The 25,486-nt window shown below is 71.1% G+C and carries 24 protein-coding genes; 13 read left to right on the top strand and 11 right to left on the bottom strand.

The genetic code is table 11. The features are described from left to right. Window positions 1–113 precede the first annotated feature (113 nt). The gene (locus tag ACZ7CF_RS04825; protein WP_458433630.1) at window positions 114–818 is read left to right on the top strand and encodes a DUF6319 family protein; all 705 of its coding nucleotides are present in this window, start codon (window positions 114–116) and stop codon (window positions 816–818) included. 268 nt (window positions 819–1,086) lie between these two features. On the opposite strand, the gene ACZ7CF_RS04820 is transcribed toward ACZ7CF_RS04825, so the two are convergent. Further along, entirely contained in the window at window positions 1,087–2,619 is a 1,533-nt protein-coding gene (locus tag ACZ7CF_RS04820) for an alpha/beta hydrolase (protein WP_360399075.1), read from the bottom strand. Between the two features lie 137 nt (window positions 2,620–2,756). Between ACZ7CF_RS04820 and ACZ7CF_RS04815 the strand changes: the two genes are divergently transcribed. Further along, window positions 2,757–3,626 carry an EamA family transporter gene (locus ACZ7CF_RS04815; RefSeq protein WP_470368848.1) on the top strand — a complete coding sequence of 290 codons (870 nt, stop codon included), beginning with the start codon at window positions 2,757–2,759 and terminating at the stop codon, window positions 3,624–3,626. Here ACZ7CF_RS04815 and ACZ7CF_RS04810 read toward each other — a convergent pair. Together ACZ7CF_RS04810 and ACZ7CF_RS04805 are read right to left on the bottom strand one after the other, a co-directional pair. Continuing rightward, the gene (locus ACZ7CF_RS04810; protein ID WP_470368847.1) at window positions 3,623–4,687 is read right to left on the bottom strand and encodes an ATP-dependent DNA ligase; all 1,065 of its coding nucleotides are present in this window, start codon (window positions 4,685–4,687) and stop codon (window positions 3,623–3,625) included. The two genes, ACZ7CF_RS04815 and ACZ7CF_RS04810, sit on opposite strands and share 4 nt — an antisense overlap. 18 nt (window positions 4,688–4,705) lie before the next feature. Further along, the gene (locus tag ACZ7CF_RS04805; protein WP_470368846.1) at window positions 4,706–5,389 is read right to left on the bottom strand and encodes a pyrimidine reductase family protein; all 684 of its coding nucleotides are present in this window, start codon (window positions 5,387–5,389) and stop codon (window positions 4,706–4,708) included. A 67-nt stretch (window positions 5,390–5,456) separates the two neighbouring features. Here ACZ7CF_RS04805 and zapE point away from each other — a divergent pair, with 67 nt between their 5' ends. The 3 genes from zapE to ACZ7CF_RS04790 all read left to right on the top strand — a co-directional run bounded on the left by zapE (window position 5,457) and on the right by ACZ7CF_RS04790 (window position 8,467). Continuing rightward, window positions 5,457–6,443: a cell division protein ZapE gene (zapE, locus tag ACZ7CF_RS04800; protein WP_470368845.1), complete on the top strand. Its 987-nt coding sequence runs from the start codon at window positions 5,457–5,459 to the stop codon at window positions 6,441–6,443. Between the two features lie 98 nt (window positions 6,444–6,541). After that, window positions 6,542–6,793: a DUF3040 domain-containing protein gene (locus ACZ7CF_RS04795; protein ID WP_360399060.1), complete on the top strand. Its 252-nt coding sequence runs from the start codon at window positions 6,542–6,544 to the stop codon at window positions 6,791–6,793. Between the two features lie 78 nt (window positions 6,794–6,871). Continuing rightward, window positions 6,872–8,467 (top strand): ABC-F family ATP-binding cassette domain-containing protein, encoded by a 1,596-nt coding sequence (locus ACZ7CF_RS04790; RefSeq protein WP_360399057.1) that lies wholly within the window; start codon window positions 6,872–6,874, stop codon window positions 8,465–8,467. Between the two features lie 118 nt (window positions 8,468–8,585). Here the strand turns inward: ACZ7CF_RS04790 and ACZ7CF_RS04785 are convergent, their stop codons facing one another. The 4 genes from ACZ7CF_RS04785 to rocD all read right to left on the bottom strand — a co-directional run bounded on the left by ACZ7CF_RS04785 (window position 8,586) and on the right by rocD (window position 12,373). Next, on the bottom strand, window positions 8,586–9,014 hold the full coding sequence (locus tag ACZ7CF_RS04785; RefSeq protein WP_360399054.1) for a GNAT family N-acetyltransferase: 429 nt from the start codon (window positions 9,012–9,014) through the stop codon (window positions 8,586–8,588). 69 nt (window positions 9,015–9,083) lie between these two features. Then, window positions 9,084–10,463 carry a DUF2252 domain-containing protein gene (locus tag ACZ7CF_RS04780; protein WP_470368844.1) on the bottom strand — a complete coding sequence of 460 codons (1,380 nt, stop codon included), beginning with the start codon at window positions 10,461–10,463 and terminating at the stop codon, window positions 9,084–9,086. A gap of 97 nt (window positions 10,464–10,560) precedes the next feature. Next, window positions 10,561–11,115: a DinB family protein gene (locus tag ACZ7CF_RS04775; RefSeq protein ID WP_470368843.1), complete on the bottom strand. Its 555-nt coding sequence runs from the start codon at window positions 11,113–11,115 to the stop codon at window positions 10,561–10,563. Between the two features lie 16 nt (window positions 11,116–11,131). Next, a complete protein-coding gene (rocD, locus tag ACZ7CF_RS04770) occupies window positions 11,132–12,373 on the bottom strand; it encodes an ornithine--oxo-acid transaminase (RefSeq protein WP_360399045.1) in 1,242 nt (413 codons plus the stop codon). A gap of 140 nt (window positions 12,374–12,513) precedes the next feature. Here rocD and ACZ7CF_RS04765 point away from each other — a divergent pair, with 140 nt between their 5' ends. From ACZ7CF_RS04765 to ACZ7CF_RS04730, 8 genes are all read left to right on the top strand, one after another. Next, window positions 12,514–13,344 (top strand): PPK2 family polyphosphate kinase, encoded by an 831-nt coding sequence (locus ACZ7CF_RS04765; RefSeq protein WP_470368842.1) that lies wholly within the window; start codon window positions 12,514–12,516, stop codon window positions 13,342–13,344. A gap of 150 nt (window positions 13,345–13,494) precedes the next feature. Next, entirely contained in the window at window positions 13,495–14,550 is a 1,056-nt protein-coding gene (locus ACZ7CF_RS04760; protein ID WP_470368841.1) for a lactonase family protein, read from the top strand. Between the two features lie 99 nt (window positions 14,551–14,649). Beyond that, a complete protein-coding gene (locus tag ACZ7CF_RS04755; protein ID WP_470368840.1) occupies window positions 14,650–15,417 on the top strand; it encodes a HipA family kinase in 768 nt (255 codons plus the stop codon). Then, a complete protein-coding gene (locus tag ACZ7CF_RS04750; RefSeq protein WP_360399033.1) occupies window positions 15,401–15,787 on the top strand; it encodes a DUF3037 domain-containing protein in 387 nt (128 codons plus the stop codon). Before ACZ7CF_RS04755 ends, ACZ7CF_RS04750 begins: the two co-directional genes overlap by 17 nt. A 174-nt stretch (window positions 15,788–15,961) precedes the next feature. After that, window positions 15,962–16,879, top strand: coding sequence for an LCP family protein (locus tag ACZ7CF_RS04745; protein WP_360399030.1), 918 nt, complete (start codon window positions 15,962–15,964; stop codon window positions 16,877–16,879). A 289-nt stretch (window positions 16,880–17,168) separates the two neighbouring features. Continuing rightward, the gene (locus ACZ7CF_RS04740) at window positions 17,169–17,900 is read left to right on the top strand and encodes an SDR family NAD(P)-dependent oxidoreductase (protein WP_360399027.1); all 732 of its coding nucleotides are present in this window, start codon (window positions 17,169–17,171) and stop codon (window positions 17,898–17,900) included. A gap of 10 nt (window positions 17,901–17,910) precedes the next feature. Then, window positions 17,911–19,218 carry an MFS transporter gene (locus ACZ7CF_RS04735; RefSeq protein ID WP_360399024.1) on the top strand — a complete coding sequence of 436 codons (1,308 nt, stop codon included), beginning with the start codon at window positions 17,911–17,913 and terminating at the stop codon, window positions 19,216–19,218. Further along, window positions 19,215–20,762 (top strand): helix-turn-helix domain-containing protein, encoded by a 1,548-nt coding sequence (locus ACZ7CF_RS04730; protein WP_470368839.1) that lies wholly within the window; start codon window positions 19,215–19,217, stop codon window positions 20,760–20,762. Before ACZ7CF_RS04735 ends, ACZ7CF_RS04730 begins: the two co-directional genes overlap by 4 nt. Before the next feature lie 253 nt (window positions 20,763–21,015). On the opposite strand, the gene ACZ7CF_RS04725 is transcribed toward ACZ7CF_RS04730, so the two are convergent. The 4 genes from ACZ7CF_RS04725 to ACZ7CF_RS04710 all read right to left on the bottom strand — a co-directional run bounded on the left by ACZ7CF_RS04725 (window position 21,016) and on the right by ACZ7CF_RS04710 (window position 25,438). Then, the gene (locus tag ACZ7CF_RS04725) at window positions 21,016–22,485 is read right to left on the bottom strand and encodes a GMC family oxidoreductase (protein ID WP_470368838.1); all 1,470 of its coding nucleotides are present in this window, start codon (window positions 22,483–22,485) and stop codon (window positions 21,016–21,018) included. After that, complete coding sequence (locus ACZ7CF_RS04720) at window positions 22,482–23,939, bottom strand: aldehyde dehydrogenase family protein (RefSeq protein WP_470368837.1); 1,458 nt, start codon at window positions 23,937–23,939, stop codon at window positions 22,482–22,484. The genes ACZ7CF_RS04725 and ACZ7CF_RS04720 overlap by 4 nt, the downstream gene beginning before the upstream one ends. An 81-nt stretch (window positions 23,940–24,020) precedes the next feature. Continuing rightward, window positions 24,021–25,121, bottom strand: coding sequence for an NAD(P)/FAD-dependent oxidoreductase (locus ACZ7CF_RS04715; RefSeq protein ID WP_470368836.1), 1,101 nt, complete (start codon window positions 25,119–25,121; stop codon window positions 24,021–24,023). Continuing rightward, window positions 25,118–25,438: a bifunctional 3-phenylpropionate/cinnamic acid dioxygenase ferredoxin subunit gene (locus ACZ7CF_RS04710; RefSeq protein ID WP_360399009.1), complete on the bottom strand. Its 321-nt coding sequence runs from the start codon at window positions 25,436–25,438 to the stop codon at window positions 25,118–25,120. The genes ACZ7CF_RS04715 and ACZ7CF_RS04710 overlap by 4 nt, the downstream gene beginning before the upstream one ends. Window positions 25,439–25,486 lie beyond the last annotated feature (48 nt).

Here is a 25,486-nt window from a genome sequence, read left to right as displayed (position 1 = left end):
GCCCGTTCGCCTGAGAGCGCTTTCACCGCACGGTTCCCGTGACTTGATCTTGCCGTCGACCCGGTGCTCAGAATTGTCAGGGGTGTAGGGCATGCTGGGGCACAGGTGTTCGAATGGCGGGAGGCAGCGCGATGGCGAAGAAGAGCGGGCTGTCGGCGGAGGACGTCGGCGACCTGCGCTCACAGCTCGACGGGGGCACTCAGCCGCTGGTGTGGTTCACGGCGGCCGCGGTGGGCATGGAGGCGGGGAGGTCGGCGAAGGTGCTTGCCTTCACCGACCCGGAGGAGGGCGACTTCATCCAGGTGCGGCCGACGGGGTCGAAGGACGAGATGTCGTTCGGCCCGTCCGAGCTGACGCTGGAGAAACCGCCGCCCCGCAAGAAGCCCGCCGCACCACCCGCCGCGCAGCCCGAGCCGCCGCGGGAGACTGTGGTCGAGTACCCCTACGTCCCGGAGGTGCCGGTGAAGCCCGCGGCCCCCAAGCCGAAACCCGCTCCCGCAGTCGAGGCGCCCCCGCCGCCGAAGCCCGCCCGCAAGCAGGGTGGTGCGAAGGCGGCGCCGGAGGTCACCATCACCCTGGTGAGCGCCGGCGAGGGCGAGTGGACCGTCGAGGTCATGCAGGGCGCGCGCAAGTCCGTGCGGCCGACGGCGGTCTCGCCGGCCTCCGTCGCGCAGGCCGCGAAGCTGCTCACGCCCGAGGTCGCCGAGATCGTCGAGGGCGTGCTGAACGCGGCGCGTGCCCAGCAGCTCGCCCGCGTGGAGCAGCTGCGCGCCGAACTGGAGGCAGCGCAGAAGGCGCTGGAGGACCTGGGCGCGTAACGCGGTCACCGGCTGCGACCGCACCGGTGGTGGTGTGGCCGCGTTCGGGTGAGGGGGCTTCCCAGGGCCGGTGGCGGGGCGGACCGTGGAACGCGCGGAGGTCCCGCTGGTCCGGCGTGAAAACGGGAGGCCCTGATGGGTACGTGTGGATGCTGTTCCGGGTGCACGGGGCCCGGCTGCGGCTGCTGTTCGAGCTGCTGACACCAGAACCGAGCAGGGGGAGCCTTCCCGAACCGCGGAAGGCTCCCCCTGCTGATGTCCTGGAAGATCAGGGCGGGCAGACCGTGCCGTTCGTCGGCACCTTCGCCTCGACCAGGTAGTCGCGCACCGCGGTGGTCGCACAGCCCGACACCCCGAGCGCCCCGTGCCCGCTGCCCTGCCAGCCGATCAGCACCGACCCCGGCAGCCGCTGCGCCGCGTGCTCGGTGCCCGAGGCGGGCGTGGCCGGGTCGTCGGCGGTGCTGAGCAGCACGATCGGCGGCGCGCTCTTCAGCGGGTCCACCTTCGCGAGCGACGGCACCGGGAACGGGCTGCAGTGCAGCAGCTGCCGGGCGAACAGCGTGCCGAACAGCGGGTGCTTGCCCTGCCAGTCCGTCGCCAGCGCCTTCACCCGGTCCGGTGGGATGCGGGTGGTGGTGTCGTTGCAGCCGATCACGAGGCCGGCGTCGAAGCGCGGCGGGTTCTCGTCGAGGTCGCCGACCAGCGGGTTGAGGAACGTGAACAGCGCGGTGCCGTCGCCCGCGCGGGCCTTCACGACCGCGTCGGCGAGCGCGGGCCAGCGGGAGCGGTCGCCCAGGCCGGACAGGATCGCGTTCAGCGCGGACCCGGCCGTCAGGTCCACGTACTCACCGCGGATGCGGGTGGTGCGCAGCTGGGTGAGCAGGCCGTTCACGTCGTCGCGCGGCTTGGTGAGCGCGCAGCCGCGGGCCAGGCAGTCACGGGCGAAGGCCTCGAACGTCGCCTCGGCGGCCGCCGCGCGGGACTCGAGGACACCGGCCTGGTCGAGCGTCGGGTCGGGGGCGCCGTCGAGCACGGTGCGGCCGATGCGGTTCGGGTAGCGCTGGGCGTAGGTCGTGACGACCCGCGAGCCCTCCCCGATGCCGAGCAGGTTCAGCCGGTCGGTGCCGAGGTGGTCGCGGAGCCGTTCGAGGTCGGCGGCCGCGCGCCACGAGTCGAACGCGGTCAGCCTGCCCTCCAGGTCGAGCACGCACTCCTGCGCCGCCTCACCGGCCGCGACCACCAGCTGGGACTGCTCGGGCTCGGCCGGGTCGTACTCGACGAGCGCCGCACGCGTCCCGGACGGCACGCAGGCCATGCCCTCGGACCGGCCGGTGCCGCGCCGGTCCACGCCGATGATCGTGTAGGTGGTGAGCAGGTCCTCCGGCAGCGCCGCCGCGAGCCGCGCGGCCTTCACCGTGCCGGACTCCCCGGCGGGGTCGCCGACCACGACCAGCGCGCTCTTGCCGGAGCCGACGCGGGTCAGCGAGACGCTGAGCGAACCGCGGCCGGGCCGTCCCGGCGGGTCGAGCACCACGCTCATCCGCGCGCACTCGTACTTCTGGTCGCCCTCGGGCACGTTCGTGCCGATCCGGTCGCGCATCTGCTCGCCGCACGGCGACCACGCGAGCGAGTCCGACCGGTAGTCCTCCAGCGGCGGAACGGGCTGCGGTCCCGCGAGCGCGCTCTGGTCGGCGGGCTGGTCGCCCTCGCCCCTGACCGCGATCACCGGCCGCAGCGACGGCCCGGCGCTGCACGCCGTCAGCACGCTCACTGCCAGCAGGACCAGGGCAGCGCGACGCACAGGTGTTCCTCACTTCCGTCCAACTCGGGCTCGGGTGGAGCCTCGCACGCGCCAGGTGTGAACAAGGTGAGTCAGGCCGTTCCCGGCCTGTGGGAAACCGCATCGGGTGCCGAAAGGACCTCCTGCACGATGGAGCGATGTCTCATGCGGACGGTCTGCCCGTCGCACGCCTGATGGGGGCGGTCCCGCCGCCGGCGCTCGTGCTGCTCGGCATCGTGAGCGTCCAGGTCGGAGCGGCCTTCGCGAAGCAGCTCTTCACGTCCGTCGGCGCGACCGGGACGGTGGCGGTGCGGCTCGTGCTCGCCGCCGCGGTGCTGCTGCTCATCTGGCGCCCGTCGCTGCGGGTGGACCGCCGCACGCTGCTGGTCGTCGCGAGCTACGGCGGTGTCCTGGCCGCGATGAACCTGACCTTCTACCAGGCGCTCGACCGCATCCCGCTCGGCGCGACGGTGACCATCGAGTTCCTCGGCCCGCTCGCGGTGGCGGTCGCCGGGTCGCGCCGCTGGCTCGACGGGGTGTGGGTCGTGCTGGCCGGCGGCGGCGTGCTGCTGCTCACCCGCGCGCAGGGCGGCCTCGACCTGGTCGGCGTGCTGTTCGCGCTGGCGGCGGCGGTGTGCTGGGCGGGCTACATCCTGATCGCGGCCAAGCTCGGCAGCCAGACCTCCGACGGCAAGGGGCTGGCGCTGGCGATGGTCGTCGGCGCGGTGATCGCGTTGCCGTTCGGCGCAGCGTCGGCGGGCACGGCGTTGCTGGACCCGTTCGTGCTGGTCGCGGGCTTGGCGGTGGCGTTGCTGTCGTCGGTCGTGCCGTACTCGCTGGAGCTGGAGGCGCTGCGCCGCATCCCGCCGCGGGTGTTCGGCATCCTGATGTCGCTGGAACCCGCGGTCGCCGCCGTGGCCGGGCTGGTCCTGCTCGGCGAGCACCTCGAACCGGCGCAGTGGGTGGCCGTGTGCTGCGTGGTCATCGCGTCCGTGGGGGCCACGCAGTCGGCACGTCCCGAGGCCTAACGGGCCCGCAGCTCACCTTTCAGCACCGAGGCGACGTCGTAGCGCGCCGGGATCTCCAGCTGGTCGTACCGGCACGACAGCGGCTCGCGGTCCGGCCGCCAGCGCGCGAACTGACCGTTGTGCCGCAACCGCACCGGCGCGTCGCCCTCGGTCTGCGTGTAGTGGACCTCCACGACCCGCTCCGGCCGCAGCGCCACGTACCCGGCCTGCTGCCCGCGCCACCGGTTGATCTCCCCCGGAATCCGCTGCCCCGGCCGCGGGGCCGCCCACGGGTGGTCGTCGGCGGTCGTGATCAACGGCGTCAGCTCGGCCGCCAGCTCACGGCGTTCGGCCGCCTTGAACGAGCCGCAGACACCGATGTGGTGCAGCACGTCGTTGTCGTCGTAGACGCCGAGCAGCATCGACCCGACGGCCGTGCCCGGCTCGGTGTCCTTGTGCCAACGCAGACCCGCCAGCACGACGTCGGCCGTGCGCGCGTGCTTCACCTTGATCATCGAACGCTTGCCGGGCGTGTACGGGCCGCTGGCGAGCTTGCCCATCACACCGTCCAAACCGGCGCCCTCGAACAGCGTGAACCACTGCCGAGCGGTCTCCACCGACGTCGTCGCCGGCGTCACGTTCAGGCCCGGCAGCTCCAGCAGCGCCGCCCGCCGGTCCACCGTCGCCGACTCCAGCAGCTCCCGTGAGCCCAGTGCGAGCAGGTCGAACGCCACGAACGTCGCCGGTGACGTCTCGGACAGCAGCGCCACCCGCGAGGCCGCCGGGTGGATGCGCTCGGACAACGCGTCGAAGTCCAGCTCGTCGTCGCGGGCCACGACGAGCTCGCCGTCGACGACCACGCGTTCGGGCAGCACCGCCAGCATCGACGCCACGACCTCGGGGAAGTAGCGGTTCAGCGGCTTGCCGCTGCGCGACTGCAGGACGACCTCGTCACCGCAGCGGAACACCACGCAGCGGAAGCCGTCCCACTTCGGTTCGAACAGCAGGTCGCCCGAGTCGGGGACGCCGTTCACCGCGGTGGCCAGCATCGGCTGCAGGGGAGGGGTCAGTGGCAGGTCCACGCGGCACATCCTGCACCGTCAGCGGGAGTCCCGCCGCCGGTACCGCAGCAACAGCACGTCGTCCGCCCGCAGCACCGACCGCAGCTCCAGGTCCGCGGGCACCCCGCCCGGTCCGTGCGCGATCCGCCCGGCGTCACCGGCCGCGAGCACCGGCGCCACCGTCAGGTTCAGCTCGTCGACCAGCCCGGCGGCGAGCATCGTGCCGAACAGCTTCGGCCCGCCCTCCAGGTTGATCCTGCGCAGCCCGCGCGCCGCCAGCTCCCGCACCGCCACCGCGAGGTCGACCTCGTCCTCACCGGCGACGACCACGTCGGCGGGCAGCTCGGGCAGCTCCGCCCGCGCCGTCGTGACCACGATCGGCGGGACCGCCGTGTCGGTGAACAGCGGCAAGCCGGGGGTGAGCGAGCCGCGCGCCGTGACGATCGCGATCGGCAACGCCGGCGCGAGGCCCAGCCGTTCCCGCCGCGCCACGTCGGGCCGCGCACCCCGGTAGCCCTCGGCCAGCACCGTTCCCGCGCCCACCAGCACGACGTCCGCGAGGTCGCGCCCGAGCAGGTAGATCCGCTTGTCCGCGGGCGAGCCGAGCCCCGCCGAGCGCCCGTCGACCGTCACCGCACCGTCCACGCTGGACACGAAGTTCGCGGTCACCCACGTGCGGTCCGCCGGGTAGCCGTAGAGGTCCTCCAGCGCTGTGTCGGTCATCTCAACGCCCGGTGAGGGCCACAACATCTGCACTGGGCCATCCCATCACGCCGATAGGCTGCGGGGCATGCGCCTGTCCGACCGGGATCCCCAGATCGGGGCCGACGAACTGGTCGAGGGCCTGGTGCCCCCGCCCAGGTTCGACACCGTCAGCTTCGACAGCTACATCCCCAACCCGGACGAGCCCAGCCAGGCCGCCGCCGTGAAGGCCGGTCAGGAGTTCGCCGCGCGGGTGAACGCGCGCCGCAGGAAGTGGTCGCTGTTCGGCAGGTCCGAGGACGAGGGCAAGCTCGGCCTGTACCTCGACGGCGGCTTCGGCGTCGGCAAGACCCACCTGCTCGCCTCGCTGTGGCACGCCGTGCCCGGCCCCAAGGCGTACGGCACGTTCGTCGAGCTCACGAACCTCGTCGGCGTGCTGACGTTCCCCGAGGCGGTCAAGCGGCTGAGCGGGCACCGGCTGCTCGCCATCGACGAGTTCGAGCTCGACGACCCCGGTGACACCATGCTCGTCACCCGGCTCATCAAGGAGCTGATGGCGCAGGGCGTGCACATCGCCGCCACCTCCAACACGCTGCCGGACAAGCTCGGCGAGGGCCGGTTCGCCGCCGCCGACTTCCTGCGCGAGATCCAGTCGATGTCGGCGAAGTTCGACGTCGTGCGCGTCGACGGCCCCGACTACCGCCACCGCGGCCTGCCCGACGCACCGCCGCCGATGACCGACGACGAGCTCCAGGCGCGTGCCGAGCAGATGCCCGGCTCGACCCTCGACGACTTCGGCGACCTGCTCAAGGCCCTCGCCCGCATCCACCCGTCGAAGTACGGGCGGCTCGTCGACGGCGTCAGCACCGTGCACCTGCGCGGGGTCACCGCGGCGCCCGACCAGTCCGTCGCGTTGCGGCTGGTCGCGCTGGGGGACCGGCTCTACGACCGCGACATCCCGGTGGCGGTGTCCGGGCAGCCGCTGTCGGACCTCTTCACCGAGGAGATGCTGCGCGGCGGCTACCGCAAGAAGTACCTGCGGGCGGTGTCCAGGCTCGTGGCCCTGAGCCGGTGAAACTCGCCCGTTCGGCGAGTTTGAGTCCGGTGTTCTTCGAGTATCCCCTGGTGGACGAGTGGGAATGATGACGTCCCGACGTCTCCCCGGAGGCCCCGATGCTGAGCGAAGCCGAACGCCGCTCCCTCGACGAGATCGAGCAGCGGCTCCGCACCGAAGAACCCGGTCTGGCCCGCGCCATGGCCAGCTCGCGGTCCGCGCGGCCGTGGCTGTTCTGGCTCCTGCTGGTCGTGTTCGGCGGGTTGACCGTGCTGTGCCTGACGATCTCCGCGTTCGGGCCGGCGTTCCAGTGCCTGCTGGTGACCGCCGGCGTGCTCGTGTGGCACCGGCATCCAATACGCATCCGCTGATATCCAATATATTGCTCAGCGCAGAGGCTGTCCGAAACTCGGTGGCGCCCGAACCCCTGCTGCCGTGACCATCTCGGCGTGGGTTATCTGGAAGCGAACGGGCTGGCGTACGCACTCCCCGACGGCCGGGAGCTGTTCCGCGACGTCTCGTTCAAGGTGAGCGGCGGGACCGTCGTCGCGCTGGTGGGGGCGAACGGGGTCGGCAAGACGACGCTGCAGCGCATCCTGTCCGGCGAGCTGACGCCGAAGCAGGGCAGCGTGCACGTGCAGGGCGGGCTCGCGGTGATGCCGCAGTTCATCGGCTCGGTGCGCGACGACACCCTGGTCAGGGACCTGCTGCTGGCCGTGGCGCCGCAGCCGTTGCGCGCGGCCGCGAAGGAGCTCGATGACGCCGAGCTCGCGTTGATGGACACCGACGACGAGGCCGCGCAGATGCGGTACGCGACCGCGCTCACCGACTACGGCGAGGCCGGCGGGTACGACGTCGAGGTGCTCTGGGACACCGTGACGGTGGCGGCGCTCGGCCTGCCGTTCGACCGCGCCCGGTTCCGCGAGGTGCGCACGCTGTCGGGTGGCGAGCAGAAGCGGCTGGTGCTGGAGGCGTTGCTGCGCGGCCACGAACAGGTGCTCCTGCTCGACGAGCCGGACAACTACCTCGACGTGCCCGGCAAGCGCTGGCTGGAGGACCGCCTGCGCGCCACCGACAAGGCCGTGCTGGTCGTGAGCCACGACCGCGAGCTGCTCGCGAACGCCGCCACGCACGTCGTGACCGTCGAGGCGCACTCGGCGTGGACGCACCCCGGTTCGTTCGCGACCTGGCACGACGCCCGCGCGCGGCGCATCGAGAAGCTGCTGGAGGACCACCGCCGCTGGAACGAGGAGCACGAACGCCTCAAGGAGCTCGTGCGCTCACTGCAGCAGCAGGCGAAGTACTACGAGTCGATGGCACCGAAGTACCGCGTGATGGCCGCACGGCTGCAACGGTTCGAGGACGCCGGGCCGCCACCGGAGGTCCCGCAGGACGAGAAGGTCGCCCCGCGGCTCCGTGGCGGTCGCACCGGTGTCCGCGCGATCACGTGCGAGCAGCTGGAGCTGACCGGGCTGATGAAGCCGTTCTCGCAGGAGATCTTCTTCGGCGACCGGGTGGCGGTGCTGGGTTCCAACGGCTCGGGCAAGAGCCACTTCCTGCGCCTGCTCGGCGGTGACGACGTGCGCACCACAGGCGCGTGGAAGCTCGGCGCGCGCGTTGTGCCGGGTCTGTTCGCGCAGACGCACGAGCACCCGGAGTGGCTCGGCCGCACGCTCGTGGACATCCTCTGGCACGGCGACGGTCAGCGCGCCGGCCGCGACCGCGGTGCCGCGATGTCGGTGCTGCAGCGCTACGGCCTGCACCAGGCGGGCGACCAGCGGTTCGAGCACCTGTCCGGCGGCCAGCAGGCCCGGTTCCAGATCCTGCTGCTGGAGCTGTCCGGTGCGACGCTGCTGCTGCTCGACGAGCCGACCGACAACCTCGACCTCGCCTCCGCGGAGGCGTTGCAGGACGCGCTCGCCGACTTCGAGGGCACCGTCGTCGCGGTGACGCACGACCGGTGGTTCGCGCGGTCGTTCGACCGGTTCCTGCACTTCCGCGCGGACGGCCGCGTGTCCGAAGTGGACGAGCCGGTCTGGACCTGAGCCCCCGCCTCTCGTCCTCCCTGGCCAGGCATCTGCAAGTACCACCAACACATGATCAAATCGCCGCTGACCACCACCAACTTGTTCGCCATCTGCCGAACCAGGGCCGCGGGCGGGGTCAGGCCTCCGGTGGAACGGTGAACGGCAGGTTCCAGGCGACGAGCGCGCCGTCGCCGACCAGCCCGCCGGCCTTGCGGTAGGTGGCCTGCGCCGCCGTGTCGCCGGTGGCGGTGCCGGTCCACATCGCGTAGCAGCCCCGTTCCGCCGCCAGCGTGCGCAGCGCCTCGACCAGCGCCGTGCCGATGCCGCGGCGCAGGAACGCCTCGTCCACGCCCAGCTCGTAGAGGAACATCTCGGTGCCCTTGTCCGGGTGCGTGGTCTCCACACCGGACACGAACCCGGCCGGCCGCTCGCCGACGTAGGCGATCAGCAGGTGGTGGTGGTCCTGGGCGAGGAACCGCGCCGTCGCGTCCGGCAGCGGCGGCGTGTCGAACAGGTGCGCTGCGGCGGACACGTCGTCGGGGGAGGCGGCGCGGCGGATCTTCATGTGACCAGGCTAAACATTCTTCCCACCCGCCTCGGTGCGGCGGATCCGCTGGCGTGTCGGCCCGCGCGGTCACTCGACGTGCGCGGGCAGCTTCCCGTTCTTGACCAGCGCCGCGAGCTCGGCGTGGTCGGCCTCGGTCCGGTCGGCGTAGTCGAACGCGTACTTCGCGAACGCCTCGTCGAGGTCCTCGCCGCCGCCGTTGCGGAAGTAGCCCGCGAGCAGCCGCGGGTCGACCGAGCGGGTGTGCGCGCGGGCCAGCAGCGCGCCCGCGAACCGGCCGTAGTCGTCGAGGTCGTCGCGCTTGAGCGTGGTCGCGTCGATCTCGCCCTTGCGGTTGCGGAACTGCCGCACGATGAACGGCCGGCCCTCGATCGTCGTCCAGCCCAGCAGGATGTCGGTCTCGGCCTGCACCAGCCGCGCGCCGTGCACGATCCGCTTGCCCTCGTGCTTGGCCGGCTCGACGTCCAGGAACGGCTGCAGCGCCGACGGCCTGGCCTCCTTGCACTGCAGCACGAGCGCCTCGTCCCCGTTGCCGTGCAACAGGACCAGGTAGTTGCGCAGGCCGACGCTGCCGGTGCCGACGACCCGGAACGCCACGTCCGACACGCCATAGCGCATGATCAGGTTGGTCCGGGACTCGCGCAGGGTGTCCACGTAGGACGGCAGTGCGGCGACCACCGCGTCGGCGGTGCGCTGCGTGACGGAGGTGAAGGTCGGCGGGTTCGTGACGAACCGCCACCGCTCGCCGTCGTGCGCGGTCCACCTCGCGGCGAACCGGGCACTGGTGTTCTTGCGCGACTTTTGCGCCGCCTTGGAGAAGTCGTTGATCAGGTCGTCGGCCTTGACCTTCGACAGCGTCGACTCGTCGCCCAGTGCGGTCCACGAGTCCATGAACGGGACCTCCGCCAGGTGCGCGATCACCGAGCGGTAGGCGCTGACGGCGTCCTCGGCGGCGTCACGGCACCCCTTGTCGGACACGCCGCCGGTGCGCCCGGCGAGCACCAGCGACGTGACGAGCCGCTTGAGGTCCCACTCCCACGGGCCCGGCAGCGTCTCGTCGAAGTCGTTGACGTCCATGACGATCTGACCCTCGGGCGTGCCGTAGAGGCCGAAGTTCGCCGCGTGCGCGTCACCGCACAGCTGGGCGTGCACACCGGTCGAGACCCCGGCGGCCAGGTCGCCCGCCTGCAGGCCGGCCGCGCCGCGGAAGAACGCGAACGGGTTGGCCAGCATCCGCCCGATCCGCAACGGGACCAGGTGCTCCAGCCGGCCCTGGTTGCTCGCGTGCAGGAACTCCTCTACCGAGGGGCGCCGCGCGGCCAGCGAGACGGCCCTGTGCGCCTTGAAGTCCACAGTGGACCGCAACGCGCGGCCTCGCGCGTAGACCTCCTCCGGCTCGACCCACCGGCCCAGCGCGGCGGCGGCCCGAGCCCGCACCCGTTCACCCATGCGAGCCATGATGCATCGGCCGGGTGGACGGTGTGCCTGGTCCGCAGCATTTGTGACCTACGGCCCTGAGTCGATTCGCCCAGACGGGCACGAACCGTCACGCGTTGCGCGCGGCGCGGTCGATCTCCGCCCTCCGCCGCTCCCAGAACGCCGCGTCCCTGCCCGCGACCTCGACCGTGCCGTCGAGCTGCTCGCGCAGGACGTCGGCGTGCCCGGCGTGCCGGTTGGTCTCGGTGAGCACGTGGACGAGGACGTTGAACAACAGCACGTCCGGGCGCGGCCACCACGGGACGTGGCCGGGCGCGTCGACCGGCAGCGCGGCGATCGTCGCGTCCGAGTGCTCCCAGGCGCGCCGATAGCCCTCGACGATGTCCGCGCGCGTCTCGTGCTCGGTCGCCCACAGGTCGGTGCCGCGCACCGCCGGGTCGTCCCAGCGGGCCACCGGCCACGGACACCGACGGCCGAAGACCTCGCCGAAGTAGCGGGACTCCGTGAGGGTCAGGTGCTTGACCAGGCCGAGCAGGTTCGTGCCCGTCGTGGTCAGCGGCCGGCGGGCGTCGTACTCGGACAGCCCGTCGAGCTTGCGCACCATCACCTCACGGATCTCCCGGAGGTCCTCGTGCAGGTACTGCTTCGCGAAGTCGTCGATCACCCCGCCAGGGTGCCAGCTACGGTGCGACGACCGCCGCGATCGCCCGCACACCGAGGTCGATCTCGTCCCGCGTGATCACCAGCGGCGGCGCGACGCGCAACGTGGACGCGTGGGTCTCCTTGCACAGCACGCCCCGCGCGGAGAGCGCCTCGGACGCCGCACGGCCGACCGGGCCGCCGGGCGCGATCTCGACACCGGCCCACAGGCCGCGCCCGCGCACCTCGGCGACGCCGTGGCCGACCAGCTTGCCGAGCTCGGCGTGCAGGTACCCGCCCAGCTCGCGGGACCGCTCCTGGAACTCGCCGGTGGCCAGCAGCCGCACCACCGCGCGGCCGACGGCGCAGGCGAGCGGGTTGCCGCCGAACGTGGAGCCGTGCTCGCCGGGCTTGAGCACACCCAGCACCGCCTTCGACCCGACCACCGCGGACACCGGCAGGATGCCGCCGCCCAGCGCCTTGCCCAGCGTGTAGAGGTCGGCGCGCACACCCTCGTGGTCGAGCGCGAACAGCTCACCGGTGCGGCCGAGACCGGACTGGATCTCGTCGGCGATCATCAGCACGTCGTGCTCGTCGCACAGGCGGCGGATGCCCGCGAGGTACCCGGCGGGCGGCACGACGACGCCGGCCTCGCCCTGGATCGGCTCGATCAGCACGGCGGCGGTGCGCTCGGAGATCGCGGACTCGACCTCGTCGAGGTTGCCGTACTTGACGACCTTGAAGCCCGGCGTGAACGGACCGAAGTCGTTGCGCGCGGTGTCGTCGGTGGAGAACGACACGATCGTCGTGGTGCGGCCGTGGAAGTTCGAGCCGGCCACGATGATCTCGGCGGTGCCCTCGGGCACGCCCTTGACCCGGTAGGCCCACTTGCGCGCCACCTTGATCGCGGACTCGACGGCCTCCGCGCCGGAGTTCATCGCGAGGACCAGCTCGGTGCCGGTGAGCTGGGCGAGCTCGCGGCAGAACAGGCCGAACTGGTCGTGGTGGAACGCGCGGCTGGTGAGCGTCACGCGGCCGAGCTGCTCGACGGCGGCGGCCACCAGGTCGGGGTGGCGGTGGCCGAAGTTCAGCGACGAGTAGCCGGACAGGAAGTCGAGGTAACGGCGCCCCTCGACGTCGGTGACCCACGCCCCCTCGCCGTGCGAGATGACCACCGGCAGCGGGTGGTAGTTGTGCGTGCTCCACTCCTCGTCGAGTGCGACGTAATCAGCGCTGGCCAGGTTCATGGTTCCCCTGGTGTGGTGGTCGGCGATGGCGGTCATCCTCCAAGGCTAGGGTGCCGGACAGGCGATTTCAGCCGCGAAGCGTTGCGGGGAGCCGTCAAATGTTGCGTAGATCCACCAATCGGTGGGTGATCTTTGCATGACGAGCGGACTGGGCGGTGAATCGCTACGGTCGACTGATGGCGAAGAAGTCGGTTCGTGCGGCCCTGCGACTCGACGAGGTGGACCTCTCCACCCTCGACCCGGCCGGTCGGCCGATCGGGCCGGCGAACAAGAAGGAGGCGGCCGAGGACCTCGCCGCCACCGGGACCGAGCTGGACAGCTTGCAGGAGGCGCTCTACGCGGAGGACTCCCGTGCGGTCCTGCTGGTGCTGCAGGGCATGGACACCTCGGGCAAGGGCGGGGTCGTCAGCCACGTCGTCGGCCTGGTGAACCCGCAGGGCGTGCGGATCGCGTCGTTCAAGAAGCCGACCCCGGCCGAACGCCGCCAGCACTTCCTCACGCGGGTCCGCAAGGTGCTGCCGGAGAAGGGCCGCATCGGCGCGTTCGACCGCTCGCACTACGAGGACGTGCTGGTGCCGAAGGTGGAGAAGCTGCTGACGGCGGCGGAGCTGCGCAAGCGGTACAGCGAGATCAACGACTTCGAGGCCGAGCTCGCCGAGAGCGGAACCACGCTCATCAAGTGCTTCCTGCACATCTCGCCGGAGGTGCAGAAGGAGCGGCTGCTCGCACGGCTGGACGACCCGCGCAAGAACTGGAAGTACAACCCGGCCGACATCGACGTGCGGTCCAAGTGGTCGAAGTACCAGGAGGCGTACACGGCGGCGTTGCGGGCCTGCTCGGCGACGCCCTGGTACGCGGTGCCCGCCGACCGCAAGTGGTACCGGAACTGGGCGGTGAGCCGGCTGCTGCTGGAGACGCTGCGCGAGATGGACCCGAAGTTCCCGCAGCCCGCCTACGACCTCGCGGCCGAGAAGGCCCGGCTGATCTCCGCCGACCCGTTGCGGTAGGCGCAATCTTTGTTGCACCTATTGCCGGACTGTATCGATCTGGGCCACTGTGGGCTGCGCCGCCGCCGTTGAGATCGAACCGGAGGTGCGGACGTGGGTGTGGACCGGCGACGATTTCTCGGAGCCATGGGCGTGGGAGCGGGACTGCTGATGACCGGAGGAACCGCCGAGGCGGCTGCCACCACGCGGAGAGTCTTCTTCGGGGCGTACACGACGTGGAGCGGTGGCGCCCAGGGCATCGGCATCGGCACCTACGACACCGCCTCGGGGCAGCTGCGGCAGACCGGTGTCATCAAGGGCGTGGTGAACCCCTCGTTCGTCGTCGAGTCGCGCGACGGCCGCTTCCTCTACGCGGTCAACGAGACGAGCAACGGCGAGGTCACCGCGATCGACGCCACCTCGCTGAAGGTGGTCAACAAGGTCGCGACCGGTGGCGCCGACCCGTGCCACCTGACGCTGGACCCGTCGGGCCGGTACCTGATCACCGCCGACTACTCGTCGGGCACGCTCAGCGTGTTCCCGCTGCGCTCCGACGGCGGCATCGGCGCGCGGTCGCAGCTGGTGCGGCACACCGGCTCCGGCCCCGACCCGGAGCGCCAGCAGGGCCCGCACGCCCACCAGGTCCTGTTCGACCCGGCCGGCCGGTACGCGCTGGCCGTCGACCTGGGCGCGGACGCCGTGTTCACCTACTCGCTGGCGGCCGGGAAGCTCACCAGGGTCGCGACGGCGAAGCTCAAGCCCGGCGCCGGACCGCGGCACCTGGCGTTCCACCCGAACGGCAAGGTCGCCTACGTGGCCAACGAGCTCGACTCGACCATCGTGTCGTGCGGCTACGCCGACGGGCGGCTCACGCCCGGCCAGGTCCTGCAGACCGCCCCGGCGGGCGGGGCGCGCAACTACCCGGCCGAGGTCCTGGTCTCCGGCGACGGCAGGTTCGTCTACCTGTCCAACCGCGGCCACGACAGCGTCGCGCAGTTCGCGGTGAGCGGCGCCGAGCTGTCCCTGGTCGGCACCACGCCGGTCGGCGGCAGGTACCCGCGGCACATCACCACCGACCCGAGCGGGCGGTTCCTGTTCGCCGCCAACCAGAACTCGAACACGGTCACGTCGTTCGCCGTGGACGGCGCGACCGGCAAGCTGACCCCGTCCGGAACCGCGCTGCAGACCCCGATCCCGGTCTGCGTGCTGCCCGCGCGACTGGGGTGACGCCCGCTCGCCGCGGTGGCGTCCCCCGCCACCGCGGCCGGCCGAGCCGGAGCGGAATCCCGCTCGGCTCCGCGCGGGTGTTCGTGTGATCATGCGCGGGTGAGTTCTCTGAGGGAGGTCACGGCCACCCGGTACGTGACGCCGTTCCGCGAGGGCGGTTCCATGCCGGGGCTGGTCGAGGCCGATGACCTGGGCATGTACGTGGTGAAGTTCCGCGGCGCGGGGCAGGGCGTGAAGGTGCTCGTCGCCGAGGTGGTCGTCGGCGAGCTGGCGCGGCGGCTGGGGTTCCGGGTGCCGGAGATCGTGCTCGTGCACCTCGACCCCGAGCTGGCCCGCGCGGAACCGGACCAGGAGGTCCAGGAGCTGCTGCGCGCCAGCGGCGGGCTCAACCTCGGCTTCGACTACCTGCCCGGCTCGTTCGACTTCAACCCGGTGGTGCGCGACCCCGGTGTGGAGCTCGCGACCCGGCTGCTGTGGTTCGACGCGCTCACCCTCAACGTCGACCGCAGCTGGCGCAACCCGAACATGCTGCTGTGGCACCGGGAACCGTGGCTCATCGACCACGGCGCGAGCCTGTACTTCCACTACTCCTGGAGCGAGGACAGGCCCGCCACCAAGGAGTTCCGCTACGACGCCTCCGACCACGCCGTGCTGCCCAACGCCGGTGCTCTGTCCGAAGTGGACGCGGAGTTCGCCGCGAAGATCACGCCGGAGCTGCTCGACGAGGTGCTCGCGCTCGTGCCCGACGAGTGGCTGGAGGGTGATCCGCAGGAACTCAGGCGGCGCTACAAGGACTTCTTCACCTTTCGCCTCGCCCACCGCGGCTGGGTCGACTCGCTGGAGGCCGCGCGTGCCGCACGTGTTTGAGTACGCGCTGCTGCGGGCGGTGCCGCGGCAGGAGCGGGGCGAGTTCGTGAACGTCGGCGTGATCGTCTACTGCGCCGCGCTGGACTTCCTGTGCGCGAAGACCCATGTGGACGGTGACCGGCTCCGGGCGCTCGACCCGGCGCTCGACCTCGAGACGCTCGGCAGCAGCCTGGCCCACCTCGCGAGCTCGTGCGACGGCACGCCGGACGCGGGGCCGGTGAGCCGGACGACGATCGGGCAGCGGTTCCGTTGGCTCACGGCGCCGCGCAGCACCGTCGTGCAGACCTCGCCCGCGCACACGGGCTGGACCGACGACCCGTCGGCTGAGGTCACCCGCCTCTTCGAAGCGCTCGTGCTGCCGCCCCGGTAGGTTCGTCGCAACCTGAACGGGCGCACCGCGTCCCTAGGTGCAAAGCGAAACTGATGCGATCGGGGTTGGCGACACATGAGCGCTGGGTACCACCAGGGCTATCAGCAGCAGCGGCGTCCCATGCCGCAGGGGCGACCGAGGAAGAGGAAGCGTCCCGGACGCACCATCCTCGTCGTGCTGCTGGTCTTGCTGCTGGCCGCAGTCGGGTTCTTCTTCTACGTCGACTCGACCCTCAAGCGCATCGACGCGCTGCCGGACTACGAGGGGCGGCCGGCCGAGACGCCGGGCACCACGTGGCTGCTCGTCGGTTCCGACGCGCGGGAAGGCCTGTCGCAGGAGCAGAAGGACGCTCTCGCGACCGGTGACGCGGCGGGCCGGCGCACCGACACCATCATGATGCTGCACCTGCCGGACAACAGCGCGGCCAAGCCGACGCTGCTGTCGTTGCCGCGCGACTCCTACGTCCCCATCCCGGAGAACGGGCGCAACAAGATCAACGCGGCGTTCGCGTTCGGTGGGCCGCAGCTGCTCGTGCGGACCGTCGAGGGTGCGACGGGCGTGCGGATCGACCACTACATGGAGATCGGCTTCGGCGGGTTCTCCGACATGGTCGACGCGGTCGGCGGCGTCGACATCTGCATCGACGAGCCGATCAAGGACCCGCTGGCCGGCATCGACCTGCCCGCCGGCTGCCAGGAGCTCGACGGGCCGCAGGCGCTCGGGTTCGTGCGGACCCGTGCGTTCGCGACCGCGGACCTGCAGCGCGTGCAGAACCAGCGCAAGTTCCTGTCGGCGCTGTTCGAGAAGGTGCAGAGCCCTGCCACCCTCGCGAACCCGTTCCGCGTCGTTCCGCTGCTCAACGCGGCGTCCGGTGCGGTGTCGGTCAACGAGGACGACCACGTGTGGCACCTCGCGAGCGTCGCCCTCAACATGGGCGAGGCGCAGAGCGGGACGGTGCCGATCGCGGGCACCCCGACGGTGCCCGGTGCGGGTTCGGTCGTGCAGTGGAACAAGGAGCAGGCGTCCCAGCTGTTCGACCTGATCAGCAAGGACCAGCCGGTTCCCGCTGACCTGATCGCTGTCCCGAAGTAGTCACTCGGCGGGTTCGGGGACGGGCTCCGAACCGGTCAGACCGGCCTCCTGTGCGATCTCTTCGAGCTCGCGCAGGAGGTCGTCGTATATGGGTGTCAAAGACATGGTGGTAGCCCCCTCGTTCTGATCTTCCCCCGTTCAGGTGACGGGAGCTTACGCCCCTGTACCCGGCGTTCTCGCGACATATGCCCGAATCTCGCTAAATGGTGGCTAAATCTACCTTGCGACCAGGCAATATGTGGAGCCGCCACATGTCGGTCACGACCGGTCACGCCTACCGTTTCCGGCCATGTCGAGTGTCACGGGCCACACCGCACTGGTCACCGGAGCCGCCAGCGGCATCGGCCTGGCCTGCGCCCGCGCCCTGTCGTCTGACGGCGCGAAAGTCCACCTGGTCGACGTCGACCCCGGCGTGCTGCCGCTCGCCGAGGAGATCGGCGGTGTCGGGCACGTCCTCGACCTGACCGGTGACGTCGGCGCGTTGCCCGCCGAGGTCGACGTCCTCGTCAACAACGCCGGCGTGCAGCACGTCGCCCCCATCCACGAGTTCCCCGCCGACCGCTTCTCGGCGATGCTGGAGCTCATGCTCGGTGCCGCGTTCCGGCTCACCCGGCACGTCCTGCCGCACATGTACGACCGCGGCTGGGGACGGCTGGTCCACGTCTCCAGCGTGCACGGGCTGCGGGCGTCGGCGTTCAAGTCCGCCTACGTGGCGGCGAAGCACGGCCTGGAGGGCTTCTCCAAGGTCGCCGCGATCGAGGGCGCGCCGCACGGCGTGACCTCCAACTGCGTGGCACCCGGCTACGTGCGGACCCCGTTGGTGGAGAAGCAGATCGCCGACCAGGCGCGGGTGCACGGCATCCCCGCGGCCGACGTCGCGGAGCAGGTCTTCCTCAAGCGCAGCGCAGTCAAGCGGCTGATCGAGCCCGACGAGGTGGCGGCAGCCGTGCTGTGGTTGTGCGACAACAGTTTTGTGACCGGTACGTCGTTGGCCGTCGACGGCGGCTGGACTGCTCAATGAGGAGTTGTCGATGATCAAGAAAGTGGTTGGGGCCTCACTCATCGGGACAACGGTGGAGTGGTACGACTTCTTCCTCTACGGGTCGGCCGCCGCCCTGGTGTTCAACAAGCTCTTCTTCCCGACCGCCGATCCGCTGACCGGCACGCTGCTCGCCTTCACCACGTACGCGATCGGCTTCCTCGCACGGCCGCTGGGCGGGCTGGTGTTCGGCCACTACGGCGACCGGCTGGGGCGCAAGAAGCTGCTGGTGCTGTCGTTGTTGCTGATGGGTGGCGCGACGATGCTGATGGGCGTGCTGCCCACGTACGCGTCGGTGGGCGTCCTGGCACCGTTGCTGCTGACGTTCCTGCGGCTGGTGCAGGGCTTCGCGCTCGGCGGCGAGTGGGGCGGGGCCGTGCTCATCGTGTCCGAGCACGGTGATCCGCAGCGGCGCGGGTTCTGGGCGTCGTGGCCGCAGGCCGGTGTGCCGTGCGGCAACCTGCTCGCGACGGCGGTGCTCGCGGTCCTCGCGGCGGTGCAGTCGGACGCGGACTTCCTCGCGTGGGGCTGGCGCATCCCGTTCCTGCTCTCCGGTGTGCTCGTGGTGATCGGTCTGTGGATCCGGCTCACCGTGTCGGAGTCGCCGATCTTCCTGGCCGCCCAGGAGAAGGCGGCACAGGAGACGAAGGCGAAGGGGCCGGCCGAGGAGAAGGCGCCCGCGCTGGAGCTGCTCAAGCACAACTGGCGCGAGGTGCTGATCGCGATGGGCGCGCGGTTCGCCGAGAACGTGTCGTACTACGTGATCACGGCGTTCATCCTCGTCTACGTCGTCACCGGCCTCGGGCTGTCGAAGTCGGTCGGTCTCAACGCGGTGCTGGTCGCCTCGGCCGTGCACCTGGTGACGATCCCGGTGTGGGGCCACCTCTCCGACCGGTTCGGGCGGAAGCCGGTCTACCTCGTCGGCACGGTCGGCATGGCCGGGTGGATCTTCGCGTTCTTCGCGCTGCTCGACACCAGGGACCCGGTGCTGATCACGCTCGCCACGACCGTCGGACTCGTGCTGCACGGCGCGATGTACGGGCCGCAGGCGGCGTTCTTCTCGGAGCTGTTCGGGACGCGGGTGCGCTACTCGGGTGCGTCGGTCGGCTACCAGCTCGCCTCGATCGCGGCCGGCGCGCTGGCCCCGTTGATCGCGACCGCGCTGCTGCAGGCGTACGGGTCGTCGTTCCCCATCGCCGTCTACGTGGTCCTCACCTGCGTGATCACCGTGGTCGCGATCGTCTTCGCGAAGGAGACCCGTGGTGCGGACCTGGAGGAACGTGACAGGGTTGGGGTGTGACACGACGGCGTGAAGCCGAACTGGCGGCGTTGTTCGACACCGCGTCCGAGCTCGCGGGCATGCGCGAGCCGGACGCGGTCCTCCGCTCGATCGTGCGGAGGGCGCGCACGCTGCTCGGCACCGACCTGTCGTACCTGTCGATGAACGACCCGGCCGGCACCTACATGCGGGTGACGGACGGGTCGGTCTCGCCGCTCTTCCAGCAGGTCCGGCTCGGCCTCGGCGAGGGCCTGGGCGGGCTCGTGGCGCAGACCGCCCAGCCCTACGTCACGCCCGACTACTTCGGCGACGCCCGGTTCAACCACACCGGCCCGATCGACTCGGCGGTGCGCGACGAGGGCCTGGTGGCGATCCTGGGCGTGCCGCTGAAGCTCGGCTCGAAGGTCATCGGCGTGCTCTACGCGGCCGACCGGACCGCGCGGGAGTTCCCGCCGGAGGAGGTCTCGCTGCTGCAGTCGCTGGCCGACCACGCGGCCATCGCGATCGACACGGCCTCGCTGTTCGAGACCATCCAGGCCAACAACGCCGCGATGAAACGCGCGGAGGAGGCGCACGACCGGCTCACGGACCTGGTGCTGCGCGGTGGTTCCGCCGCCGACGTGGCCGCCGCGGTGGGGGAGCTGCTGGGCGGTGCGGTGGAGGTCCTGGAGACCGCGCCGACGTCCGCTGTGCGCGCCAACGGCCGTGCGGTGCGGATCGACGGCGTGTGGGTGTGCGCGGTGCTCGCGGGTTCGGAGCTGCTCGGCGGGGTCACCCTGTCCGGGCGGCCCGAGCTGTCGGACGCCGACCGGCGGCTGTTCGAACGGTCGGCGGTCGTGACGGCGTTGCTGTTGCTGCTGCGCAGGACCGTGGCGGAGGCGGAGAACAAGGTCCGCGGCGAGCTGATCACCGACCTCCTCGACGGGCGCGACCCGGCGGGGCTGCTGGCGCGGGCCCGCCGGGTCGGCGTCGAGCTGACCGACCCGCACGTCGTGCTCGTGGCGGACGGGAACCTGGGCGCCGCCACGCACTACGCGTCGGTCCACAGAGGACTGGCGGGGTCGCGGGACCGGGACGTGGTGCTGGCGCTGCCGTCCGGGTCGACGGCGGTCGCCCAGGAGGTCGCGCGGGCGCTGGGAGCCACGGTCGGCGCGTCCGGGCCGGTCGCGGGGCCGGTGGCCATCGCGGCCGCCTACGAGGAGGCCCGCCGCTGCCTGCGGGCGCTGCGGCTGCTGGGCAGGGAGAAGGACGCCGCGACGATGGCCGACCTCGGGTTCGTCGGCGTGCTGCTCGGGGAACGCGCGGACGTGTCCGGCTACGTGCGGTCCGTGCTGGGCCCGGTGCTCGACTACGACACCGAACGCGGCACGGAGCTGGTGCACACGCTGGAGGTCTACTTCCGCTGCGGCGCGAGCCTGAGCCGCGCCAAGGCCGAGCTGCACCTCCACGTCAACACGGTCACGCAACGGCTCGACCGGGTCACGTCGCTGCTCGGCGACTGGCAGTCGCCGGACCGCGTGCTGGAGGTGCAGCTCGCCCTGCGGCTGCTGCGCCTCCTCGGCTGACACCGGCACCGCACCACCGGCCGCCGCGTCGGAGTCGCCGAACGGCTTGGCGATCAGCATGCAGAGCAGGCTGAGGCCGGCCACGAGCGCACCGCTGAGGATCGAAGCCGTAGCACTGGTAGAGGTCGATGATGCCCGCCGCGAAGAACGCCGGCAGGTAGCCGCCGGAGCCTTCCGCGCCGTAGCTGACCGACGCGATGGTGACCAGCAGGGCGATCAGGTGGACCCAGCCGGTCCTCGGCGGTCACCGCCGCTACGCCTGCCTGATCAGGTCGGCGGCCCGCTCTCCGATCATGAGGACGGTGACCATGGGGTTCACCGTCGGCATGGTGGGGAACACGGACGCGTCGACGACGCGGAGGCCTTCGAGGCCGATGACCTTCAGGTCACCGTCCACAACGGACCCGATCGCGCAAGTGCCTGCCGGGTGGTAGACGGTGTGCGCGGCCCTGCGGCCGTACTCGGACAGCTCCTCGTCGCTCGTGACGTCCGGGCCGGGGGCGATCTCCCGCTTGAGCCACGACCTCAACGGCTCCTGCTCGGCGATCTTCCGCGCGATCCTGAAGCCGTCGACCAGGGTCTGCTCGTCGTAGCCGTCGGGGTGGGTGAAGTAGCCGAAGTCGAGCGCGGGCTTCTCCGCCGGGTCGCTGGACCGCAACCACATCCGGCCCCTGCTGTGCGGGCGCGGGACGTTCGGCGTCATGCACACGCCGTGCTCCACCGCCGGGTGGCCGAGGCGTTCCGTGTGGACGGTGAACGGGATCTGGTAGAAGTGGAACATCAGGTCCGGCCGCGGGTCGGCGGCGTCGCGGCGGATGAACAGGCCCGCGTCGGAGTCCATCACCGAGTTCTCCGGCAACGGTCCCGTGGTCTCCCACACGATCACCGACTCGGGGTGGTCGAGCAGGTTCTCGCCGACACCGGGCAGGTCGTGCTTCGGCTCGATGCCGATGCTGCTCAGGTGCTCGGCGTCACCGACGCCGGAGAGCATCAGCAGGCGGGGCGTGTCGATGGCGCCCGCGCACAGCAGGACCTCCTTGTTCGCCTCGACGTAGCCCTTGTCGGTGTGCACGCCGATCGCGCGGTCGCCGTCGAGCTCGATCTTGCTGGCCCACGTGTGGAGCAGCAGCGTCAGGTTCCTGCGCTCCAGGACCGGGTGCACGTACGCCGTGGACGCGCTCGAACGCTGGTTGCCCTTCTCCGGGTGGTAGGCGATGGAGAAGAAACCCACTCCGTCCTGGAACGGCCCGGCGTTGAAGTCCTCGACCTCGGGAACACCCGTGGCCCGCCGCGCCGCGGCCACGAAGTCCCGCGCGATCGGGTTCCGGTCCTTCTCCGCCACCGGGATGATGTTGAGCTGGACCCTGTCGAAGTACGGGCCGACCGCGTCCCACGTCCAGCCGTGGCCCCAGTCGTCGAGGTCCTGCGGCAGCGGCCGGAAGCAGATCAGCGTGTTGTGGCTGGAACACCCGCCCAGGACCTTCGCGCGGCTGTGCCGGATGTGCGAGTTGCCGTTGGGCTGCTCGACCGTCGGGTAGTCGTAGTCGTACTCGGTCTCCAGCAGGTTGATCCAGTTGCGCAGGTTCAGGATCTTCTCGTCGCCCACGTCGGAGGGACCGCCCTCGACGACCGCGACGGTGACGTTCTCGTCCTCGGTCAGCCGTGCCGCGAGCACGCAGCCCGCCGTGCCGCCGCCGACGATCACGTAGTCGTACGCGGTCACTCGGAGTCCTCCCGCGCGGAACGAGTGCGGCGTGCGAACCAGTTCTGGGCCTGTGGCTTGAGGTTCTGGTAGACGTGCTTGGGCTCGGTGTACTCGTGCAGACCGGCGGTGCCGAGCTCGCGGCCGACACCGGAGCGCTTGAAGCCGCCCCACTCGGCCTGCGGCAGGTAGGGGCCGAACTCGTTGATCCACATGGTGCCGTGGCGCAGCTTCCTGGCGACCCGCTGCGCCTTGTCGAGGTCCTGGCTCCACACACCGCCGGCGAGGCCGTAGTCGGTGTTGTTGCCCAGCGCGATCGCCTCCTGCTCGGTCTGGAAGCGCTCGGCGGTGATGATCGGGCCGAACGTCTCGTCCTGGACGAGCCGCATGTCCGCGCGGCAGTCCGCGTAGACGGTGGGGCGGAAGAAGAAACCGTTCCGCAGCTCGGGTTCGTCCGGTCGCCTGCCGCCGGCCTTCAGGGTGGCGCCCTCCTGCTCCGCGATCTCGACGTAACGCTCGACCTTGGCGCGGTGCTCGGCGGAGACGAGGGGACCGGACTCGGTGTCGGGGTCGAAGCCGTTGCCCAGCTTGACGAGCTCGGCCCGGCGGGCGACCTCGTCCACGAAGTCGTCGTAGACGTCGGTGTGCACGATGAGCCGCGTGCCGGACGAGCAGACCTGGCCCGCGTGGAAGAACGCGGCGGTGAGCGCGTAGTCGACGGCGACGTCGAGGTCGGCGTCCGCGAAGACGATGTTCGGGTTCTTGCCGCCCAGCTCCAGCGCGACCTTCTTCACCGTCCGCGCCGCGGCGGCCATGATCCGCTGACCGGTGGCGAGGCTGCCGGTGAACGAGATCAGGTCCACGTCCGGGTGCTCGCTCAGCGGGGCACCCACCTCGGGGCCGGTGCCGAGCACGAGGTTCGCGACACCGTCGGGCAGCCCGGCCTCGGTCAGCAGCTCGAACAGCCTGATCGTGGTGAGCGGGGTGATCTCGCTCGGTTTGGCCACCAGCGTGTTGCCCGCCAGCAGCGCCGGTGCGATCTTCCAGGAGATCTGCAGCAGCGGGTAGTTCCAGGGCGCGATCATGCCGCACACGCCGACCGGTTCGTAGTCGACGCGGCTGATGACGTCTTCCGGTGTGCCCTGGACGATCTTGGGGTGCAGCAGGCCGGCCAGCCCGCCGTAGTAGCGGAAGACCGAGACGACGTCGTCCACGTCGATCCGGCTCTCCACCAGCGTCTTGCCGGTGTCGAGGGTCTCGGTGCGGGCGATGTCCTCCTTGTCGCGCTCCAGCAGGTCCGCGACCCGGTTCAGCACGGCCGCGCGGTGCTCGGGCGCCGAGTGCTGCCAGTCGCCGTGGTCGAAAGCGGTTCTGGCCTTCGCGATCGCCTGGGTCGCCTGCTCGCGAGTGTGGTCCTCGACCTCGGTGAGAACACTCTGGTCGAAGGGGTTGATGATCTGCCGCACCGGCGACACGGAGGCCTCCCTCTCGTCTGTCCACGCAGGACATGGGGGTGTTGCCGGTCGCCGGCGGCGGTCAAACCGTGACAACCGTCTCTACCGGAGATCCCGGCGGAATCGGGTGAAGAGCCGGGCGTTGCTCATGGCCAGGACACCGACGACCGCGTCCTCGTCACGGTCGTCCCGGTAGGTCGCGACGAACTTCCGGTCCTCGATGGACCCGTCTTCGACGCGAACGACGTTCGTCGCTCGTCCGGCGAACTGGATCCGCACGCCGTACTGGTCCGACCACACGTAGCCGCCGTTGGCGTGCGTGGCGACGGTCTCGCCCGCGAGCAGGTTGCGGACGGCGACCTGCGCCTGCTCGGTGGCCGACGTCCAGTGCTCGGCGCGGTGCCCCGCGCAGTTGGCGACGTCCCCGACGGCGACGACGTTGCGGAGGTTCGTCACGCCGCCCGCGTCGCACGCGACGCCGTTGTTCAGGTCGACCGGGCCACCGGCGAGCCAGTCGGTCGCCGGGCGGGCTCCGATGCCCGCGACGACGACGTCGGCGCCGACGAGCCGGCCGTCGGCGAGCTTGATCCCGCCGTCAACGTTGACCGACTCAACGTTGACGGCGGTGATCAACGTTGATCCGTGGTCGCCGTGCAGCTGCCCGCACGCGGCGCCCATCTCCGGTCCCAGCACGCGGGTCAACGGGGTCGGCAGCGCCTCGACGACCGTGACCTCCTTGCCGAGCGCGCGGGCGCTCGACGCGATCTCCGCGCCGATGAACCCGGCACCGATGATGCCGACGTGCTGCGCGCCGGCGAACGCGTCGCGCAGCCGGGTCGCGTCGTCGAGGGTGCGCAGGACGTGCGTGCCCGGCATCGTGCGCGCGACACCGCCGGTGGCGATGACGAACCCGTCGGCGGCGACGGTGGTGCCGTCGCTGAGTGAGATTTCGCGCGCGGACAGCCCGGTGGCCCGCACGCCGAGCCGCCACTGCGCGTCAAGCTCGTCGAGGTCCTCCTGGTCGGCCAGCGGCACCGCCTCGCACTTGCCCAGCAGGAAGTCCTTCGACAACGGCGGCCGGTCGTAGGGCAGGTGCACCTCGTCACCCACCACGACGACCCGTCCGTCGAACCCCTGCCTGCGCAGTGCCTGCGCCGACCTCAGACCGGCCAGCGAAGCACCGATGATCGCGATCGTCCTCACGCCACGTCCCTGTTCACCTCGACATCGACATAGACCTCACCATCCTCCACGCGAACGGGGTAGGTCCTCACCGGTCGTTTGGCGGGCAGACACGTGGGCTCGCCCGTGCGAAGGTCGAACGACGCGGCGTGCAGCGGGCACTCGACGAGGCACCCCTCCAGCCACCCCTCGCTGAGGGAGGCGTCCTGGTGGGTGCAGGTGTCGTCGATGGCGTACAGGGTGCCGTCGGCGTTGAAGACGGCGATCGGCGCATGAGGGCCGACGATGCGCACCGCCTCTCCTGGGGGCAGGTCCGTGAGAGCGCAGGCGCGGATCATCGTCGGCCTCCGTTGCGTGAAGCGAAACGCGTTCCGAATGACGCAACA

It is taken from the genome of Lentzea sp. NPDC036955 (genome assembly GCF_055608005.1).
This window is presented reverse-complemented; position numbering and strand designations above follow the sequence as displayed.